19 protein-coding genes are annotated in these 17,931 nt (G+C 65.2%); 5 read left to right on the forward strand and 14 right to left on the reverse strand.

Going from position 1 to position 17,931, the window contains the following annotated elements:
- Positions 1-8 precede the first annotated feature (8 nt).
- On the reverse strand, positions 9-878 hold the full coding sequence (gene purU / locus GTP44_RS14975) for a formyltetrahydrofolate deformylase (protein WP_161020055.1): 870 nt from the start codon (positions 876-878) through the stop codon (positions 9-11).
- A gap of 134 nt (positions 879-1,012) precedes the next feature.
- Between purU and GTP44_RS14980 the strand changes: the two genes are divergently transcribed.
- The 3 genes from GTP44_RS14980 to GTP44_RS14990 all read left to right on the forward strand — a co-directional run bounded on the left by GTP44_RS14980 (position 1,013) and on the right by GTP44_RS14990 (position 2,961).
- Positions 1,013-2,041: an NADP-dependent oxidoreductase gene (locus GTP44_RS14980; RefSeq protein WP_161020056.1), complete on the forward strand. Its 1,029-nt coding sequence runs from the start codon at positions 1,013-1,015 to the stop codon at positions 2,039-2,041.
- Between the two features lie 64 nt (positions 2,042-2,105).
- Entirely contained in the window at positions 2,106-2,552 is a 447-nt protein-coding gene (gene phaP, locus GTP44_RS14985; protein ID WP_161020057.1) for a TIGR01841 family phasin, read from the forward strand.
- 88 nt (positions 2,553-2,640) lie between these two features.
- Positions 2,641-2,961 carry a KGG domain-containing protein gene (locus GTP44_RS14990; RefSeq protein WP_161020058.1) on the forward strand — a complete coding sequence of 107 codons (321 nt, stop codon included), beginning with the start codon at positions 2,641-2,643 and terminating at the stop codon, positions 2,959-2,961.
- Between the two features lie 25 nt (positions 2,962-2,986).
- On the opposite strand, the gene GTP44_RS14995 is transcribed toward GTP44_RS14990, so the two are convergent.
- Genes GTP44_RS14995 through modA form a run of 4 tightly spaced genes read right to left on the reverse strand, consistent with a single transcriptional unit; the run spans position 2,987 to position 5,897 of the window.
- Complete coding sequence (locus GTP44_RS14995) at positions 2,987-3,778, reverse strand: TOBE domain-containing protein (RefSeq protein ID WP_161020121.1); 792 nt, start codon at positions 3,776-3,778, stop codon at positions 2,987-2,989.
- A 2-nt stretch (positions 3,779-3,780) separates the two neighbouring features.
- Positions 3,781-4,464, reverse strand: coding sequence for an ABC transporter ATP-binding protein (locus GTP44_RS15000; RefSeq protein ID WP_160992436.1), 684 nt, complete (start codon positions 4,462-4,464; stop codon positions 3,781-3,783).
- 2 nt (positions 4,465-4,466) lie between these two features.
- On the reverse strand, positions 4,467-5,153 hold the full coding sequence (gene modB, locus GTP44_RS15005; RefSeq protein ID WP_161020059.1) for a molybdate ABC transporter permease subunit: 687 nt from the start codon (positions 5,151-5,153) through the stop codon (positions 4,467-4,469).
- Positions 5,154-5,897 carry a molybdate ABC transporter substrate-binding protein gene (gene modA, locus GTP44_RS15010; RefSeq protein WP_161020060.1) on the reverse strand — a complete coding sequence of 248 codons (744 nt, stop codon included), beginning with the start codon at positions 5,895-5,897 and terminating at the stop codon, positions 5,154-5,156.
- Between the two features lie 175 nt (positions 5,898-6,072).
- On the opposite strand from modA, the gene GTP44_RS15015 reads away from it, so the two are divergent.
- Complete coding sequence (locus GTP44_RS15015; protein WP_161020061.1) at positions 6,073-6,504, forward strand: hypothetical protein; 432 nt, start codon at positions 6,073-6,075, stop codon at positions 6,502-6,504.
- 49 nt (positions 6,505-6,553) lie between these two features.
- A complete protein-coding gene (locus tag GTP44_RS15020; protein WP_160992432.1) occupies positions 6,554-7,063 on the forward strand; it encodes a YgjP-like metallopeptidase domain-containing protein in 510 nt (169 codons plus the stop codon).
- On the opposite strand, the gene GTP44_RS15025 is transcribed toward GTP44_RS15020, so the two are convergent.
- The 9 genes from GTP44_RS15025 to GTP44_RS15065 all read right to left on the reverse strand — a co-directional run bounded on the left by GTP44_RS15025 (position 7,060) and on the right by GTP44_RS15065 (position 17,922).
- Positions 7,060-7,596, reverse strand: a complete 537-nt coding sequence (locus GTP44_RS15025) for an LOG family protein (RefSeq protein ID WP_161020062.1) — start codon at positions 7,594-7,596, stop codon at positions 7,060-7,062. The genes GTP44_RS15020 and GTP44_RS15025 overlap by 4 nt on opposite strands.
- Entirely contained in the window at positions 7,589-8,377 is a 789-nt protein-coding gene (locus tag GTP44_RS15030; protein WP_161020063.1) for a tetratricopeptide repeat protein, read from the reverse strand. Before GTP44_RS15030 ends, GTP44_RS15025 begins: the two co-directional genes overlap by 8 nt.
- A 17-nt stretch (positions 8,378-8,394) precedes the next feature.
- Positions 8,395-9,060, reverse strand: a complete 666-nt coding sequence (locus tag GTP44_RS15035) for a TetR/AcrR family transcriptional regulator (protein WP_110848588.1) — start codon at positions 9,058-9,060, stop codon at positions 8,395-8,397.
- A gap of 107 nt (positions 9,061-9,167) precedes the next feature.
- Positions 9,168-9,515 (reverse strand): phasin family protein, encoded by a 348-nt coding sequence (locus GTP44_RS15040; protein WP_161020064.1) that lies wholly within the window; start codon positions 9,513-9,515, stop codon positions 9,168-9,170.
- Positions 9,516-9,579: 64 nt separating this feature from the next.
- Positions 9,580-13,245 (reverse strand): EAL domain-containing protein, encoded by a 3,666-nt coding sequence (locus GTP44_RS15045; RefSeq protein ID WP_161020065.1) that lies wholly within the window; start codon positions 13,243-13,245, stop codon positions 9,580-9,582.
- Entirely contained in the window at positions 13,227-14,741 is a 1,515-nt protein-coding gene (locus tag GTP44_RS15050; protein ID WP_161020066.1) for a PAS domain-containing sensor histidine kinase, read from the reverse strand. Before GTP44_RS15050 ends, GTP44_RS15045 begins: the two co-directional genes overlap by 19 nt.
- Positions 14,742-14,812: 71 nt before the next feature.
- The gene (locus tag GTP44_RS15055) at positions 14,813-15,760 is read right to left on the reverse strand and encodes an esterase/lipase family protein (protein WP_161020067.1); all 948 of its coding nucleotides are present in this window, start codon (positions 15,758-15,760) and stop codon (positions 14,813-14,815) included.
- A gap of 18 nt (positions 15,761-15,778) precedes the next feature.
- Complete coding sequence (locus tag GTP44_RS15060) at positions 15,779-17,398, reverse strand: GMC family oxidoreductase (RefSeq protein ID WP_161020068.1); 1,620 nt, start codon at positions 17,396-17,398, stop codon at positions 15,779-15,781.
- A complete protein-coding gene (locus tag GTP44_RS15065; RefSeq protein WP_161020069.1) occupies positions 17,395-17,922 on the reverse strand; it encodes a hypothetical protein in 528 nt (175 codons plus the stop codon). Before GTP44_RS15065 ends, GTP44_RS15060 begins: the two co-directional genes overlap by 4 nt.
- Between the last annotated feature and the right edge of the window lie 9 nt (positions 17,923-17,931).

The following is a 17,931-nucleotide window of genomic DNA, read 5'->3' on the forward strand; positions in this document are numbered from 1 at the left end:
AAAATCTCTTAATTGAATACCACGGTCTTCTGGCCGTTTTGCAGCACGCGGTGCTCGACGAACCATTTGACCGCGCGCGCCAGCACCACGCACTCGACGTCACGGCCAATCGCCGACAGCGTTTCGGCGTCCATCGCGTGATCGACGCGCTCGACATCCTGCTCGATGATCGGACCTTCATCCAGATCGCCGGTAACGAAGTGCGCGGTGGCGCCGATCAGCTTGACGCCGCGATGATGCGCCTGCGCATACGGCTTGGCGCCCTTGAAACTCGGCAGGAAGGAGTGGTGGATATTGATCGCCTTGCCCTTCAGCGCCTCGCACAGGCCAGGCGACAGGATCTGCATGTAGCGGGCCAGCACCACCAGGTCGATCTTGTGATTGTTGACCAGCTCGATGATGCGGGCTTCCTGCGCCAGCTTCTCTTGCGCCGACGCGCCGGCGGCCAGCGGCAGGTAGTGGAACGGGACGTTGTAGCTGGCGGCCAACTGGTAGAAGTCCATGTGGTTCGACACGATGGCCGGAATCTCCACCGGCAGCAGCCCGCTCTTGTAGCGGAACAGCAGGTCGTTCAGGCAATGACCGATCTTCGACACCATCAGCATCACGCGCGGCTTATAGTGGGCGTCGCGCAGCTCCCAGTCCAGCTGCATGCCGGCCGCCAGCTGGCCGAAATCGGCGCGCAGCAATTCATCGCTGACCTGCTGGTCTTCGCGGGCGAAGTGCACGCGCATGAAGAACAGCCGCGATTCGCTGTCGCCAAACTGGGCCGAATCGATGATGTTGCAGCCGTGTTCAGCCAGGAAGCCCGATACGCGATGCACGATACCGCGCTGGTCGAGGCAAGACAGTGTCAGAATGTATTCGGGATTGCTCATAACTACCGTGGGGAGTGGACAAAGTCGTGTATTGTCGCACGCCTTGACTTCCACGACAAAAATAGCGCCGCCGCAGCCGTCCGCCGGCGCCGGATTTGCTTCGCCTATAATGAATTCCCCCCACCAATGAGAGGATGAAAACGATGGAGACCAATCTGCAGTTTCGCCTGGCCGCGCGTCCGGTCGGCATGGTCAAGGACAGCGACTGGCAAGTCGTCGAGGAAGCGTTGCGCCCCTTGGCCGACGGCGAGATTCGCGTCAAAGTGCTGTACCTGTCGCTCGATCCGGCCATGCGCGGCTGGATGAATGAAGGCAAATCCTACATCCGCCCGGTCGCCATCGGCGAGGTGATGCGCGCTGGCGGCGTCGGCGTGGTGGTGGAGTCGAAGTCGCCCCGGTTCGCGCCCGGCGACCACGTCGCCGGCGGTACCGGCGTGCAGCGCTACTGGACCGGCGCGGCCGACGACAAGGCCGGCCATTTCCACACCATCGATCCGCAACTGGCGCCGCTGACCACCTATCTGAACACGCTGGGCATGCCGGGCATGACCGCCTACTTCGGCCTGCTCGAAGTCGGCCAGCCGAAGGCCGGCGAAACCGTCGTCGTATCGGGCGCGGCCGGCGCGGTGGGCCAGACCGTCGGCCAGGTCGCCAAACAGCTGGGCTGCCGTGTGGTCGGCATCGCCGGCGGCCAGGACAAGTGCGACTTCGTCGTCAACCAGTTGGGCTTCGACGCCTGCATTGACTACAAGAACGCGTCGGTCAAAGATGGCCTCAAGCAGCATTGTCCACAAGGCGTGGATGTCTACTTCGACAACGTCGGCGGCGAAATTCTCGATACCGTGCTCACCCGCATCAACCTGAAGGCGCGCATCGTCATCTGCGGCGCCATCTCGCAGTACAACAACACCACGCCGGTCAAGGGGCCGTCGAACTATCTGGCGCTGCTGGTCAACCGCGCCCGCATGGAAGGCATCGTGGTCTTCGATTATGCCGACCGCTACCACCTCGGCGTCGCCGCGCTGGCCGGTTGGATGAAGGAAGGCAAGTTGAAAAGCAAGGAAGACGTGGTGCAGGGCCTGACCCAATTCCCGCAGGCGCTGAACATGCTGTTTGAAGGGAAGAACTTCGGCAAACTGGTGTTACAGGTGGCGACAGCATAATTCAGGGAACCTTCCGTTCGCCTCGGCGTCTATGCAAATACCGCCAACACGCCGAGGACCCACCATGTTCCCCCAATTTCCTTCCCCCGCCGTCCGTACCCACATCGAAACCCTGCTCGGCTTCTACGTCGACCTGTCGCAGCGCATGTTCGAAGCCGCGCAAAGCCTGACCGAACTGAATCTGCAGCTGGGGCGCGACCTGCTCGCCGAAACCGGTGCCAACACACAGCGCCTGCTATCGAGCAGGAACGCCTGCCAGCTGGGCGCGAACGTCGCCGCCCAACTGCGGCCGGGCGGCAGCCATGCGCTGCTCACCTACCAGCGCCGCGTGGCCGAGGTGCTCAGCCGCTGCCAGGCCAGCGTTTCGCAAAGCGCCGCCAAGCACATGCCGGCGGTGCGCCGCAGCGCCAACGCCATGGCCGAGGACATGGCGCACGAGGCCGCCGCCCACGGCGCGCACGCCGCCGAACAGCTGGCGCGCTTCCAGCCGGGCAGTCCGCTACACCATTAACTGGAACTTCCGTCAACCTTGCAACTCTAACCACACAGAACAGCAGGGTTACCCGCTGTTTTCTTTCAATATCCGACGGAGGTTCAATATGGCCAGCAATACCACGAACGACAAACCCAAAGGCACGGCCAAGCGCGGCTTTGCCGCCATGGACGAAGCCACCCAGCGCGCCATCGCCAGCAAGGGCGGTCAAGCCGCCCACCAGAAAGGCACGGCGCACGAGTTCGATTCTGAAGAAGCCCGCCGGGCCGGACAGAAAGGCGGCGAGGCGGTCAGCCGCGACCGCGAGCACATGGCCGCCATCGGCCGCAAGGGGGGCGAGAGCCGCCAGTCCGCCGCCCGCGCCGCCGCCGAGAAAGGACGTGGCGCCGGGTCCGAACAATCAACCAAGGGAGGCAACCAGCAGTAGGCCTGCCGCCGGGGCGTTTCGTGCTTCAGGCCGGCGTGCCGATGATGACGCTGGAAGCCTTGAAGATGGCGCTGGCCTCGGCGCCCACCGCCAAGGCCAGCGCCTCGCCGCTGTCCCTGGTGACGATGGCGGCGATGGTGCCGCCGCCGGGCAGTTCAATGCTGACTTCGGTGTTGACCGCGCCCGGCTGCACACGGCTGACCTTGCCCGTCAGCCGGTTGCGCGCCGACAGCCTGGCGCCGCCCAGTTCGGTGGCGACGATAACCGACGAGGCCTTGATCAACGCAAACGCCTCCGCGCCCACCGCCAGCCCGAGGCTGTCACTGCTGTCGCGGGTGATGGTGGCGACGATCCGCTGACCGCCCACGATCTCCAGCACCACCTCGTCGTTGACGGCGCCACGCGTCAACGCGACCACCGTGCCGGTGAACTGATTGCGGGTGCTGGTTTTCATCTTCATCCTTTGTATCAGCAAAAAATCATCCGCCAGCGCATGCGACTGGCGGCTCAGGTGCGCGACAAACTCGCGGTGGGCGGCGTCGACCTTACGGAAGTTCTGCACCAGCTGCGCGCCGCGCGCGGTCAGCCGCGTGCCGCCACCGCCCTTGCCGCCCACCACGCGTTCCACCAGCGGCTCGCCGGCCAGATTGTTCATCGCCTCGATCGCGTCCCACGCGCCCTTGTAACTCATGCCGACCGCCTTGGCCGCCGCCGTGATCGATCCCGCCGACGCCACCGCCGCCAGCAAGGCCACACGGTCCGGTCCGCCCAGCTTCTGGCCGTCGATGGTCATCCAGACATTGCCTTCCAGTTCCATGCTCATGCCGCGTTTTCCTCCTCGCTGAAGATGCTGCCATGTTCCATGCGCAGCACATGGTCGCCGAAGGCGCGCACATCCTCTGGGTCGTGGGTGATCATCAGCATCGGGATGGCCAGGCGGCGCTGCACGGTATCCAGCTCGGCGCGCATGCGCTCGCGCAGCGCCGGATCGAGCGCGGCGAACGGTTCGTCCAGCAGCAGCGCCTGCGGCTGCGGCGCCAGCGCGCGCGCCAGCGCCACGCGCTGCCGCTGCCCGCCCGACAACTGATGCGGGTACTGGTCGGCCACCGGCGTCAGCTCGAACGCGTCCAGCCAGTGGCGGATCGCCGCGTGGTCCGCGCGCGCCAGCGGATTGCGCCAGCCATGCAGCAGGCCGAAGCCGATGTTCTGCCGCACATTCAAATGCGGAAACAGCGCGTAATCCTGGAACAGATACGCCACCTTGCGCTGCTGCGGCGGCAGGTTCACACCCGCCGCGCTGTCGAACAGGCAGCGTCCGGCCAGCTCGATGCGGCCGCTGTCGGGCGTCATCAGCCCGGCCACCGCCTTCATCATCTGGCTCTTGCCGGCGCCGGACGCGCCATACACCACCACGCGCTGGCTGGCCGATGCAAACCGCGCCTGCAACTGGAAGGTTCGGTCGCCGGCGCGCAGGTTTTTTTGGAGATCGACTGTAAATTGCATACTCATGCCAAAGGATGACGGTTAGGCGTCAGTTTGTTGGCGGCGACCAGCACGCCCACGCACACCAGCGACGTGATGATCACCAGCAGGTTGGCATGATCGTCCTGTCCCGCCTGCACGGCTTCGTAGACGGCGATCGACAGCGTTTGCGTCTTGCCGGGAATGCTGCCGGCCACCATCAGCGTTGCGCCGAACTCGCCCATCGAACGCGCGAAGGCCAGCAAGGTGCCGCCCAGCACGCCGCGCCAGGCCAGCGGCAAGGTCACGCGCAGGAACGTGCCGAACGCGGACACGCCCAACACCTGCGCCGCCTGTTCAAACTGGGTGTCGACGCTCTCGAACGCCGCCCGCGCGCCCTTCAGCACCAGCGGAAACGCCACCACCGCCGCCGCGATCACCGCCGCCTGCCAGGTGAAAATCAGGTTGATGCCGAAGTGCTGCTGCAACCACGCGCCCACCACGCCGTTACGGCCGATCAGCACCAGCAGATAGTAACCCAGCACGGTCGGCGGCATCACCATCGGCAACGTCAGCAGCGCGTCCAGCAGCTCGCGGCCGGGGAAGCGCTTGCGCGCCAGCAGATAGCCCAGCGCCACGCCGACCACCAGATCGATCAGCGTGGCCAAAAAGGCGACCTTCAGCGACAGCCGCAGCGCCACCCAGGCCGGTTCGGCGAACAACCCGTCCATTTACGGACGGCCGAAACCGTACTTGGCCAGAATCGCCTGGCCGGTGGACGACTGCACATAGTCGGCGAACTTGCGACCGGCGGCCGCTTGCGGTCCGGCGGCGATCACCGCGATCGGATACGTGACCGGCGTCGCGGTCGGCACCGTGGCCACCACGTTGACCTTGTCCTTGACGATGGCCGCATCGGTGGCATACACGAAACCGGCATCGACCTCGCCACGCGCCACGTAGTCCAGACACTGGCGCACCGACGTGCCGAGTATCAGCTTGGGCTCGACCAGGTTCCACAGTTTGGCGTTCTCCAGCGCGGTCTTGGTGTAGCGGCCGACCGGCACACTGGCCGGATTGCCGATGGTGATCCGCGCCACGCCCGGCTGGGTCACATCGGCCAGCGACCGGACCGCCACCTTGCCGTGTTCGGGCACGATCAGCACCAGACTGTTGCTGGCGAAATTCTTGCGGCTGCCCGGCGTCAGAAGGTTCAGCTTGTCAGCCTTGTCCATCGCATCCTGGTCGGCGGAGGCGAACACATCGACCGGCGCGCCCTTGCTGATCTGCTGCACCAGCGGGTCGGAGGCGGCGAAGTTGAACAGCACCTTGTCACCGGCATGCGCCTTCTCGAAGGCGGCGCCGATTTCCTTGAAGGCATTGGTCAGGCTGGCGGCCGCCGAGACCGTGATGTCCGTTGCCGAGGCCGAAGCCGCACAGGCAGCCAGCACGACCGCCACACTTGCTTTCAACATACACACTCCTTTGAGATGAACCGCAATAAACTCAATTATATAGCGCTAGAGCAATCTGGCCATTCTCCGGAAGAACTAGGCATTCCGGCGGGTGGATTACACAACCGTAATGATGAAATCTTGCTAATCGGGTCTACCCTGTGGCTACGTTCAATGACTCATCTTCGGGGACGCCATGCACAAATTCCGGCTTTCGCTATGCGCGCTGCTGGCCACCGCCAGTGTCCATGCCGCCACCAGCGGCACGCCCCCGCTACCCCATGGCTGGCAAGCGCTGGCGGCACCGACGGTGTCGGGGAATTTCCAGCGCGAGGGACAGCGCGATGTCGCTGTGCTGGCCAAAAACGGCGCCACGTACGGCCTGCTCGTGATAGCGGCCGGCAACGGCGCGGTCAGCGTGGTCAAGACCTTCGGCGATATCCAGGCCAATCCCCCGCAATGGTCGCTGGTCCGCCCAGGCAGCTATCAGCCGGTCTGCCATCACGGCGGCGCCTGCGCGCCGGTCGAGATCCATACCGACGCCATTAGCCTGTGCTTCGGCGAAGCGAGCTGCCAGATCGTCTATTTCAACGGCAAGGCCTTCAGCGCGCTGGCGATCACCGACTAGCTGCAGGTGCTGTGGTACAGTCTCGGCTCGCCATTTTGATGCAGCCGTCATGCCTTCCCTGAAGTACCTCAGCGCCTATTCCGAACAAACGCGGCAGCAAGTTTCGCAACTGATCGCCCAGAACAAGCTGGGCGAGGTACTACTCAAGCGCTACAGCACGCCGCACGAACTGCGCACCGACCGCGCGCTGTACCAGTACGTGCAGGATTTGAAATCCGAATATTTGCGCAATGCCGAACCGATCAACAAGGTCGAGTACGACAGCAAGATCCATGTGATCAATCACGCGCTGGGGCTGCACACGGCGATCTCGCGCGTGCAAGGCGGCAAACTGAAAGCCAAACACGAGATCCGCGTGGCCAGCATGTTCAAGGACGTGCCGCTGGAATTCCTGCGCATGATCGCGGTGCACGAGCTGGCGCACATCAAGGAAAAGCAGCACGACAAGGCGTTCTACAAGCTGTGCACCTATATGGAGCCCAACTACCACCAGTATGAATTTGACCTGCGCCTTTATCTGACGCAGCTGGAGACCGAAGGCCGCAAGTTGTGGCGTTAAATGAAGCGGCGCAGCAACGCTTCCGGTTCGCTTTCCACCATCATCAGTTCCGCGTGCTGCGGCCGCACCAGCCCTTGCTGCGTGGCGTGACGGATGAAGCCCACCAGGCTGTCGTAGTAGCCGTCGACGTTGAGCACGCCGATCGGCTTGCTGTGGATGCCAAGCTGGGCCCAGGTCAGCATCTCGAACAATTCCTCCAGCGTGCCCATGCCCCCCGGCATGGCGATGAAGCCGTCGGACAACTGCGCCATCATGGCTTTGCGCTCGTGCATGTCCTTGACGATGAACTGGCGCGTCAGGCCGGTGTGGCCGACTTCGCGCTCGACCAGCGCGCTCGGAATCACACCCGTCACTTCGCCGCCGAGGCGCAACACCTCGTCGGCGATGATGCCCATCAGGCCGACATTACCGCCCCCATACACCAGCGCCAGGTTGCGTTCGACCAGCACCTTGGCCAGCACGCGCGCCTGTTCGGCGAAACGGGGCGAGACGCCGGCATTGGCGCCGCAGTACACACAAATCGACTTAACCACTGAGTTTTTCCTCGTCCAGTTCTTTCTGCGCCGCCAGTTGATCGAGACGCTCGGTGGCGTCGCGCACGTTGCCGTCGGCGGCTTGCTTGTATAAATCCATGGCCTGCGCCACCTTGTGTTTTTTGTCCAGCATCAGCAGCGCGCGCGCGTACTGGATGCGGGCGATGGCCGAATCCGGATTCAGCTTTAACGCCAGCTCGAACTGGCGATACGCCTCTTCCTTCTTCACGCCGTAGGTCAGGCCGGCCAGCACGGCGCCGACCTGATCCAGAATTTCCGCGTGGTAGACGCCCAGCGCCACATGGGCGTCGGCGCGCTGCGGTTCCAGCCGGATGGCGATGTCCAGGCTGCGCTTGACCTTGGCGCCCAAGCCCTGGGCCAGCGCCTTCACCACCGAGATGCCGCGCGAATACTGGCCCAGCGCATAGGCATGCCAGTAATAGCCGGCCAGGTTGCCCGGCTGTTCCAGCTGCTGCCGCTCGCAGCGCTCGGCCACGCACTCGAACGTGGCCAGCCGCTTCTTGTCGTTCGGTTCCAGATAGTTGGTGTACATGCAGATGGCCTTGTGGGCCACCGCATAGCCGTTGACGCCTACGTCCAGCCCCAGCCGCGCGGCGCGCTCGAACTCGCCGGCGTGGAAGGCGATCCAGGCCTGCAGCAGCACCGGATGGGTCGGGAACGTTTCGCGGTCGCCGCCGTGCAATTGCGGCCAGGCCGCTTGCAGCGTCTCCGGCGTATAGCGGTATGCCGGGTCGGCATACGGAAAAGCGGTCCATGCCATCGCGGCCTCCTTGCCGGCTATTTCAGCTTCTTCAGATATTCTTCGGACAGTTTCTGGAACAGCAGCGCCGTCTCATTGCGCAGGTACGGGCCGATCTGCGACAGCACCTGATAGCAGCCGCGCGCCAGCGCGTCGGCCATCGACTGCTGCTCGCTGTATTTGCGCGGATTGCGCACGTATTCATAGGATAACCAATAAGTCGCCACCACCACCATATTGGTGGCCATGGCGTCGATGGCGTTATCGGACGCCTCCAGCGATTTTTCACTGCGCAGGTCTTCGCACAGCTGCTTGGCGACCTTGATCTTGTGCGCCAGGATTTGTTTGAAGTGCAGCTCCAGCTTGCGGTTGCGCGACAGCAGATCGTTGAGGTCGCGGTAGAAAAAGCGGTAGCGCCAGATCAGTTCGAACATCAGATGCAGGTACAGCCACACGTCCTCGATATTGGAGCGGCGGCCGTTGGGCACGGTCAGGATGCGTTCGATCTCGGCTTCAAACTGGACGAAGATCGAGTTGACGATATCGTCCTTGTTACGAAAATGGTAGTACAGGTTCCCCGGCGAGATATTCATCTCTTCGGCGATCACCGTGGTGGTGATGTTCGGCTCGCCAAATTCATTAAACAAGCGCAACGACAGCTCTAAAATGCGTTCTCGGGTGCGGCGGGGGGCTTTTTGTAGCATGACGGGGGTGACCTCTGTTTTTTCTGCTGCAAGCATAACACCGATGCCCGCCACAGAGGAACACCCGCGCACGCTTAAACACAGTGCGGCCGGCCGCCGCCGGCGCGCTATTTTACTTTCTTGACGGCAGCTTTTTTAGCGGCGGCTTGCTTGGCGGCGGGCGGTTTGACGGCCGCTTTGCCGGCCTTGGCGGCCGGCTTGGCGCTCAGCGCGGCGACCTGCTGGGTCAGCGCGTCGATGCGCTGGTGCAGCGCGTCGATTTCCTGCCGGGTCGGCACGCCGATCGAGCTCAGCGCGCGCAGCACGCGCTCCTCGAACAGCTGCATGGAAAAGAACTTGCCCTCATCCTCCTGCGCCTTGGCGAAGGCGGCCAGGCCGGCCTGCCAGATTTCCTGCGACGACATGCGCACGGCGTCGGCCAACTGGTCGTCGCTCTTCTTCAACTTCTTAGCCATTTCCATCCTGTCGGTTGTGTTTGCCGGTAGTTTATTCTACGCCGGCAGCACTAGAGCAGGGTTACTAGCTTTCCAGCTTGACCGCCGCTGCGGGGTTGGGATAGGCCGGCGCGCCGGCGCGGCCATGCGCCTGGGCTTGCAGGCGGAAGCCTTCGCGGATGTTTTCACGCAGCACCGCGCCCTTCCACGGCTTGGTGTAAAAGCGGTCGATGGCGCCGTGGTTGATGGCGGCCATGATCGGCGTCAGATCCGCATAGGCCGACAGCATGATGCGGAAGGTGTCCGGGCACAGGTTCTTGACCCGCTCCATGAACTCGGTGCCGCTCATCTGCGGCATGCACTGGTCGCACAGGATCACCTGCACCCGGTTGCGCGCCAGCAGGTCGAAGCCTTCGGCGGCGGTCTGCGCGGTGAGGATGCGGTAGCCATCCTGCGCCAGGAAATCGGTCAGCACCTCCAGCATGAAGGCGTCGTCGTCGACGATCAGCAGCGTCTGCCGGTGGTCCAGCTCGGCGTCCGGCGGCGCCTGCAGCCGGCGCCCCTCGCGCAACATGGCCTCGAATTCCTCTTCCGGCAGCGGTTTACTGAAGAAGTAGCCCTGCATCTCGTCGCAGTTGTGGCGGCGCAGGTAGGCCAGTTGCGCCTCCTTTTCCACCCCCTCGGCGATCACGTTCAGCTTGAGGCTGTGCGCCATATTGATGATAGCCAGCACGATGGCGGCGTCGTCCGGATTGCTGGTCACCTCGCGCACGAAGGCGATGTCGATTTTCAACTTGTCGATCGGGAAGCGTTTCAGATACGCCAGCGAGGAGTAGCCGGTGCCGAAGTCGTCGATCGAGATCTGGATCCCCAGCGCCTTCAGGTTTTGCAGCACGCTGATGGTTTCCTCGGCGTTGGACATCAGCGAGCTTTCGGTCAGCTCCAGCTCCAGCAGCTCGGGCGCGATGCCGTGCTCGCGGATGGCCTTCAGCACCTCCTCCTCCAGCCCGCCGACAAAGAACTGGATGCCGGAGACGTTGACCGACAGATGCACCGCGCCGACATTGGTCTTGTGCCAGTGGGCGATCTTGCGGCAGGCCTCGTGCAGCACCCAGGTGCCGACGCGCACGATCAGTCCGGTCTCCTCCAGCAGCGGGATGAACAGCGCCGGCGACACCATGCCGTGCCCTGGCCGCTGCCAGCGGATCAGCGCCTCGGCGCCGCTGATGCGGCCGCTGTCGATGCTGACCTTGGGCTGGAAGTGCAGCACAAACTCGTTGTTCTCGATGGCGCGGCGCAGCGCGTTTTCCAGGTCCAGCCGCGCCAGCGATTGCGCGTTCATCTCGGCGGTGAAGAAGCGGAAGGCGTCGCGCCCGGCCTCCTTGGCGCGGTACATGGCGGTGTCGGCGTACTGGATCAGCGTGTCCGGCTCGGCGCCGTCATCCGGATAGACGGCGATGCCGATGCTGGCCGTCACCGTCACCTCGTGCCCCTTCAGGTCGAACGGGCGGCGCAGCGATTCGCGGATCTTGTCGACCACCGTGATGGTGTTCTGCGCCCCTTCCGGCAGCATCAGGATGGCGGCGAACTCGTCGCCGCCGAAGCGGCCGATGGTGTCGCGCACGCGCAGGCAGTCCACCAGCCGGCTGGAGAACTGCCGCAGCAGCTCGTCGCCGATGCTGTGGCCCAGCGTGTCGTTGACGTTCTTGAAGCGGTCGACGTCGAGGAACAGCACCGCCAGCGACCACTTGTGCTCCTGCGCCTGACGCAGCGAGTGCACCAGCGAGTCGTGGAACTGGCTGCGGTTCGGCAGACCGGTCAGCGTGTCGAAATGCGCCAGCTTCAGCAGCCGCTGCTCGGCTTCCTTGCGTTCGGTGATGTCGCGCGCCACCGCCACCAGGATCCAGCTGGCGCCGGAGCGCAGCGTGCGCCGCTGCACCTCCACCGCCAGCGGCGCGCCGTCCTTGCAGTGCAGCAGCAGCTCGGTCATGGCGCCGCTCTGGTCGCCCGACAGCAGCTTGTCGTGCAGCGCCTCCAGCGGGTGCAGATCGCCTTCCAGCGCCTTGTTGGGACCGATCTGCAGGAACTCCTCGCGCTCGAAGCCCAGCATGCGGCAGGCGGTGGCGTTGACGTCGACAAAGCACATGCCGGCGCGGTCGACCAGGAAGATGGCGTCGGCGGTGGCGTCCATCGCCAGGCGGAAGCGGCGCAGGTCCTCGTCGAGGCGGATGCGCGCGTTCATGTCCAGCGTCAGTTGCGCGTGGTGGCGCTTGATTTCATCGTACAGCAGCAGGTTCTCAAACGCCACCGCCACCTGCGCCGCCACCGTGCCGGCCACGCGCTCGTCGACTTCCGAGAAGCCGTCGGCGCCGAGCTTGTCCACCAGGTACAGCCAGCCATGGGTGCGCTCGGGCGAGGCGATCGGCACGCCGAGGAAGGAGTGCACCGGCGGATGCGCCGGCGGCAGGCCGAGCGTGGCCGGGTCGCCGTTGAGGTCGTTGACGCGACACGGCAGGCGCTGGTCCAGCAGGCCGCGCAGCACGCCGGCGCGCGGGGTTTGCGCGATCTGCCGCAACGGCATGCCGGCGCCGCAGCTGGCGAAATGGGTCAGTTCGGTCGCGCCCGGCTCCAGCACGCCGATGCAGGCATATTTGGACACGCAGATGTTCTGCGCCACGCGGCAGCCGATTTCCACCAGGGCGCCCGGATCGCGCTCGGCGCCCAGCTCGATGCCCAGCTCGATCAGCGCGGTCAGGCGCAGGCTCACCGCCTGCAGGCTCGACAGCGATTGCGACAGCCGCTGCGTCATGCGCGCCAGGCTTTCCGGCGACGCCTCGTCGGTGTCGTTGGCCAGCCGGGTGATCAGCTGACTGCTCGATTCGAGCTCGTCCAGATACTCGGCCACCTGGTGGTCGATGTCGTGGAAGCGCCCTTCCGGCGGCGGCTCCGGCGCGAACGGCGGCCGGCCGTCGGCCGGCGGCGGCGCCGCCAGGCCGAGCGCCTCCTGCACCGTGGCCAGGATCACCTCAGGATCGGACGGCTTGGGCAGTACCCAGCGCACGCCGCACGACTGCGCCACCGCCACCGCCTCGCGCTCGCGGTAGGTGGCGGTGTAGAAAATCACCGGCACATCGGCCGTTTCCTGGTGCTCGTGCATGCGGGTGACAAATTCGTAGCCATCCATATTCGGCATCAGGATGTCCGAGATCACCAGGTCCGGCTTTTCGGCCAGCACCATCTTCAGGCCCTCGGCGCCGTTGGCCGCCTCCAGCAGGCGATGGCCGCCGTAGCTCAGCAGCGTCATCAGGAATTCGCGGTTGAGCACATGGTCGTCGACGATCAGAATCGTGGCGGTATCGTTTTTAGTGTGCGGGGACGAGACAACCCCTTGCAAGAAAGACTCGATCTGCGCGACAAAGCTGTCCGGCTCGATCGGCTTGCCGATATAGCCGTCAAAGCCGGCCTCCAGCAGTTTCTCGCGGTCGCCGACCATCGCCAGCGCGGTCACCGCCAGCGTCGGAATGTGTTGTACTTCGGGATCGGCCTTGAGTGCCGCCACCACGCCGTAGCCGTCCAGCTTGGGCAGGTGCACGTCGCAGATGATCAGGTCCGGGCGCTCGCGCCTGGCCGCCGCCACGCCGGCCTCGCCATCGCTGGCCGACAGCGGTTCATAGCCGAAGGCACGCAGCAGATACACCATCAATTCCATATTGGTGGCGTTGTCTTCGATGATCAGGATACGTGCTGCCACGTTGCATCTCCCTTGCGGTAGTCGTCCAGCGGCAAGGCCAGCGTGAACACGCTGCCCTTGCCATACTCACTATCAAATAAAATCTCGCCCTGCAACAGCGCCGCCAATTTGCGGCTCAGATGCAGGCCCAGTCCGGTGCCCTCGAACTGCCGCAGCGCGTTCCCGTCAAGCTGGGAGAACGCCTGGAACAGGGTGTCGCGCTGCCCGCTGCCAATGCCGATGCCGGTATCGCTGACGCTGATTGCCGCGCACGGCCGCGCCCCCATCACCGAGCGCGCCAGCCGCACCAGCACCGCGCCGCTGTTGGTGAACTTGATCGCGTTGTCCAGCAACGTCATCAGGATCTGCTGCACCGCGCGACGGTCGCTGTTTACCATCAGGTTTTCCGGCGGCGGCTCGAACTCCAGCGCCAGCCCCTTGCTGCGTGCCTGCTGCTTTAACGAGCTCAGCACTTCATCGATCAGTTCGCGGCACGGCAGCGGCTCGACGTCCAACGCGATGTGGCCGGACTCGATGCGCGTCAGGTCCAGCAAATCGTTGATCAACGACAGCAAATGGCGGGCACTGCTTTGCACCATGCGCAGCTGTTTGCTTTGCTCATCATTGATGGGCCCAGGCAACTTCATCAACATAGTACCCGTAAAACCGATGATCGCGTTCAACGGCGTGCGCAATTCATGCGACATGCCGGCCAGGAAGCGGTCCTTGGTGGCAACCGCTTTGGCCAGTTCGACATTCTTTTCCTGCAACGCCAATTCAATCTGCTTGCGCTGGCTGATGTCGCGGATGGCGCTCATCACCAATGCCCCCTCCTCCGTGGCGACCGGGCTGAGACTGATCTCGACCGGGAACTCGACGCCGTCGCTGCGCAGGCCGTACAGGTCGCGGCCGCTGCCCATCGGGCGCACCAGTGGCTGCGCGGCGAAACCGGCGCGGTGCTGCATATGGGCGGCGCGGAAGCGTGGCGGCATCAACGCTTCCAGCACCATGCCGCGCAGCGCGTGACGCGGGTAGCCGAACAGCGCCTCGGCCTGACGGTTGGCCAGCACGATGCGGCCGGCGGCGTTGGCCAGGATGATGGCGTCCGGCATCGACTCCAGGATGCCGTCGTAACGCGCCTCGACCAGCTTGGCGTCGCGCAGCACCTTCAGCGCGGTAACGTCTTTTTTGCTCCACAAAATGTAGACGGGCCGGCCGTCGGCGTCGCGCAGCACCTTGCACGAGCCATCGATATACACCAGCGTGCCGTCCTTGGTCCGGCGCACCGACTCGTAGCTGACCAGGCAATCGTTGACGGCGTGCCGCGGCGCGGCGTCGCCGGCCAGCCCCGCCGGCGCGATCAGCGCCTCCAGCTGGCGCCCCAGCGCCTCGGCGCTGGTATAGCCGAACACGGCTTGCGCGCCATTGCTCCAGCACACCACCTCGCCCCCGGGCGTGGTCACCACAACGGCGTCTGGACTCTCATTCAGGATCAGGGTGCCGAAATCGATCGTCATCGCTCCGCCTTTATTGCCATGCGTACAGCACTCACCATACCTTAACAGGACCGGCAGAAACTCACACAAAATCACGCGGACGCGCTTGGCACCGCCGCCACAATCTCTTGCAATGTGCAACGCAGAATGGCCGGATGCCGACCCAGCGCGACGTGGCCTATGGCGCCGAACACCAGATTGCGCGCGCCCGGCAGTGCGCTGGAGTCTTGCGGCGCGACGATGTTGTCATGGACAGAATAGATGGAACTGATCAATGTCCGTTGCGTATTTGCCTCAGATGCCGCCAGCGCGTTCAGCCAGTCACTGTCGCGCCGCATTTGCGCCGCGTTGCTGCCGGGGCCGAAATGGGCCAACGCGGTGCCGTAATGCGGCGTGCCCAGCGTGATGACGCGGGCCACGTGGGCCGCGCCATAGCGGCGCAGATACGCGCGCGCCACCAGCCCGCCCATGCTGTGGCCGACGATGATGACTTGCGCGCTGCCAGTTTCCCGGCACAGCCGTTCGACGGCGGCGTGCACCTGCGGTGCGAACTCGTCGATCGCCGCGCCCGGCGGTTCGAGGTCAATGCCGTAGTGGCTGATGCGTGCCCGCGTCAACCACTTGCTCATCGGTAGCCAATAGCCGCTGTTGCAGGCGTAGCCGTGGATCAGCAACACCGGTAGGCCTTGCGCGTCGGGTTGCAACCGCAGGCCGATCGGCCGCAGCATGTAGTACGACGAGGTCAGCATCGAGGCGTGGAATTCATGACAGAACAGGCTGGCGGCACTGAACAGATTGAGCGCGTGGGCCGGCGGCGTGACGCTGCCGGCGCGTGCGCTCAGGTAGAAATTGTTGGCCGAGATGAGCAACCGCAGCAACACCATCAGCGCCAGGCCGCAGGCCAGGTAAACCACCGCCGTCGCCGGCGCGCTTAGCTCAGCCTGCCAGGCGGGACGCCACCCGTGATACAGGGCGGCCGCCAGCAAACCGATGAGTGCGGCTTGCGCCGCCAACAGCAGGATCAGCAGTCGTTTAATCATGCACGCATGATACCGTGTTCAGGCGGGCGCGGGTCGGGCCGCCGGGCGACCAGTCAGCTGTTGCGCCAGCCCGCTGGCCAGGCGCGCCACGATGCCGTAGATCGACAGCTGCGGATTGGCGCCGATCGCGGTCGGGAACAGCGAGCCGTCGTGTACCGAGAGATTCGTCAGACCGTGGTAGCGGCCATTGGCGCTGGTGACGCCGAGGCGCTCGTCGTCCGCCATCGCACAGCCGCCCATCACGTGCGCCGACACCAGCCGCGTTTGCAGCACCTGGTAGGGCAGCGCGTTGATGGCGGCGCGCGCCTGCGTCCAGCTGTTGTAGGCGCCGGCCCGCTCGTGCGCCGGCGTGACACTGCGGGCGCCGGCGGCAAACTGGATTTCGGCCATGCTCAGCAGCGCGCGCCGCACGCCGTCCCAGAGGAACGGCGTCAGCGGATAGTCGAGCACCGGCGCGCCGTTCGCCAGCGCCACGCTGCCGCCGGGCGCGTCGGCGTGGAAGCCGTCGCGCAGCAAGGCCAGCAGCGCGTGCACCTGCGGGAACTGGCGCATCACGCCGGCGTGCGGCGCGCCGAAGCCCGGCATGGTGGTGGCGAACAGCAGCGGATGCAACGGCGGGGTTTCCAGCTTGTAGCCGATCGGACCGTCGAGGGGGCCGGTGTGCAGGAAATGATCGGAGTACACCGTCTGCGGCGCGCCGGCAAAGCCGTCCACGCGCTGGGCGAACACGGCGGCGGAGATCGCCGTCGGGTGCAGGAAGGTGCGCTTGCCCAGCAGGCCGTGCGGATCGGGCGCGGCCGAACGCATCAGCAAGGCCGGCGTGTTGATGGCGCCGCCGGCCAGCACAAAGTGCCGGGCCCGCAAGGTCAGCCGACGGCCGGTGGCGGCCAGGCCGTCCGCGGCCAGCGCCACGCAGTCAAGCCGCGTGACGCGGTCGTTCTGGATCAGCAGTTGTTCGGCGCGGGTGCGCGTCAGCAAGGTGGCGCCGTGCCGCAGCGCCGAGGGTATGGTGGTGATCAGCATCGACTGCTTGGCGTTGGTCGGGCAGCCCATGCCGCAGTAGCCGAGATTCCAGCAACCGTTGACGTTGCGGCGTATCAGTCCGGTTGTGATGTTGAGCTTGGCGGCGCCGCGCCGCAGCAGATCGTTGTTTTCGTTGGGCGGCGTCGGCCAGTCGCGGATGCCCAGCCGTTCCTCCATCAGGTCGAACCATGGCGCCAGCGCCGCCGGCGTGTAGTCGGTCAGCCCGAAATGCTGGTTCCAGTAACGCAGCGTGCTGTCCGGCGTGCGGAAGCTGCTGGTCCAGTTGATGGTGGTGCCGCCGCCAACCGTGCGGCCCTGCAGGATGTTGATGCCCTTGTCGCGGGTCTTGCGCGCGGCCGCTTCCTGATACAGCGCCGGATAGGCGTCGGCCTCACGCATCTTAAAGTCCCTGGACGACTTCAACGCACCCTCCTCGACAAGGATCACCTTCAGCCCGGACAGCGCCAGAATCTCGGCCGTGACACCGCCGCCGGCGCCGCTGCCAACGATGACCACGTCCGCTTCCAGCGTCTGGTCCGCCTGCAGTTGCGCGCCATCGATGACGCGCCAGCCCTCGGCCAGGCCGGCCTGGATGGGATCGGGCATCACGCTCATGCCAGCAGCGCCTTCGGCGGTCCCGGATAGCCGATGGCTTCCCAGGTGGACGGATCGGCGTACCAGGCGCCGATGATCAAGTCGTGCAGCGCGTGGTAGGCCGTTTGCAGCGTCTGCAGGCGATGCGTGCGCCAGCTTTGCAGGAAAGCGGCCACCTGCGCCGGATCGGCCTGCGCCCAACCGCCGCGCACGCCGGTCAGCAGACGGCGCGCCGGCCCCAGCGCCAGCAGTCCGAACAGATCCTGCACTTGCGGTTGCGTCGCCAGCGGCAGGCTCAACACGGCGTCGCGCACCCGTCCGCTGGCGGCGGTCAGGGCGGTGGCGCGCGCGGCCGGCGGTGCCGGCAACACCGGCCCCAGCATGACGGGAATGATGGCGTACAGCACCGCCAGGGCTTCGCCATCGAGCGCGAAGCGCGATGCCGCCGCCGGCGCTTGCGCCAGACGATAGACTGCGCCGCCGGCGGCCAGCGCGCAGGCGCCGGCCACGCCGATCTTCAGCCAGGATCTGCGGGATATGAGCATGGTCTCCGT

This window comes from Duganella lactea (genome assembly GCF_009857505.1).
Classification (GTDB): domain Bacteria; phylum Pseudomonadota; class Gammaproteobacteria; order Burkholderiales; family Burkholderiaceae_D; genus Rugamonas; species Rugamonas lactea.

What these genes read in the sequence shown, in the direction of transcription:
- purU (WP_161020055.1), bottom strand. Translation starts at nt 878, where the DNA reads ATGAGCAATCCCGAATACATTCTGACACTGTCTTGCCTCGACCAGCGC.
- GTP44_RS14980 (WP_161020056.1), top strand. Translation starts at nt 1,013, where the DNA reads ATGAAAACGATGGAGACCAATCTGCAGTTTCGCCTGGCCGCGCGTCCG.
- phaP (WP_161020057.1), top strand. Translation starts at nt 2,106, where the DNA reads ATGTTCCCCCAATTTCCTTCCCCCGCCGTCCGTACCCACATCGAAACC.
- GTP44_RS14990 (WP_161020058.1), top strand. Translation starts at nt 2,641, where the DNA reads ATGGCCAGCAATACCACGAACGACAAACCCAAAGGCACGGCCAAGCGC.
- GTP44_RS14995 (WP_161020121.1), bottom strand. Translation starts at nt 3,778, where the DNA reads ATGGAACTGGAAGGCAATGTCTGGATGACCATCGACGGCCAGAAGCTG.
- GTP44_RS15000 (WP_160992436.1), bottom strand. Translation starts at nt 4,464, where the DNA reads ATGCAATTTACAGTCGATCTCCAAAAAAACCTGCGCGCCGGCGACCGA.
- modB (WP_161020059.1), bottom strand. Translation starts at nt 5,153, where the DNA reads ATGGACGGGTTGTTCGCCGAACCGGCCTGGGTGGCGCTGCGGCTGTCG.
- modA (WP_161020060.1), bottom strand. Translation starts at nt 5,897, where the DNA reads ATGTTGAAAGCAAGTGTGGCGGTCGTGCTGGCTGCCTGTGCGGCTTCG.
- GTP44_RS15015 (WP_161020061.1), top strand. Translation starts at nt 6,073, where the DNA reads ATGCACAAATTCCGGCTTTCGCTATGCGCGCTGCTGGCCACCGCCAGT.
- GTP44_RS15020 (WP_160992432.1), top strand. Translation starts at nt 6,554, where the DNA reads ATGCCTTCCCTGAAGTACCTCAGCGCCTATTCCGAACAAACGCGGCAG.
- GTP44_RS15030 (WP_161020063.1), bottom strand. Translation starts at nt 8,377, where the DNA reads ATGGCATGGACCGCTTTTCCGTATGCCGACCCGGCATACCGCTATACG.
- GTP44_RS15035 (WP_110848588.1), bottom strand. Translation starts at nt 9,060, where the DNA reads ATGCTACAAAAAGCCCCCCGCCGCACCCGAGAACGCATTTTAGAGCTG.
- GTP44_RS15040 (WP_161020064.1), bottom strand. Translation starts at nt 9,515, where the DNA reads ATGGCTAAGAAGTTGAAGAAGAGCGACGACCAGTTGGCCGACGCCGTG.
- GTP44_RS15050 (WP_161020066.1), bottom strand. Translation starts at nt 14,741, where the DNA reads ATGACGATCGATTTCGGCACCCTGATCCTGAATGAGAGTCCAGACGCC.
- GTP44_RS15055 (WP_161020067.1), bottom strand. Translation starts at nt 15,760, where the DNA reads ATGATTAAACGACTGCTGATCCTGCTGTTGGCGGCGCAAGCCGCACTC.
- GTP44_RS15060 (WP_161020068.1), bottom strand. Translation starts at nt 17,398, where the DNA reads ATGAGCGTGATGCCCGATCCCATCCAGGCCGGCCTGGCCGAGGGCTGG.
- GTP44_RS15065 (WP_161020069.1), bottom strand. Translation starts at nt 17,922, where the DNA reads ATGCTCATATCCCGCAGATCCTGGCTGAAGATCGGCGTGGCCGGCGCC.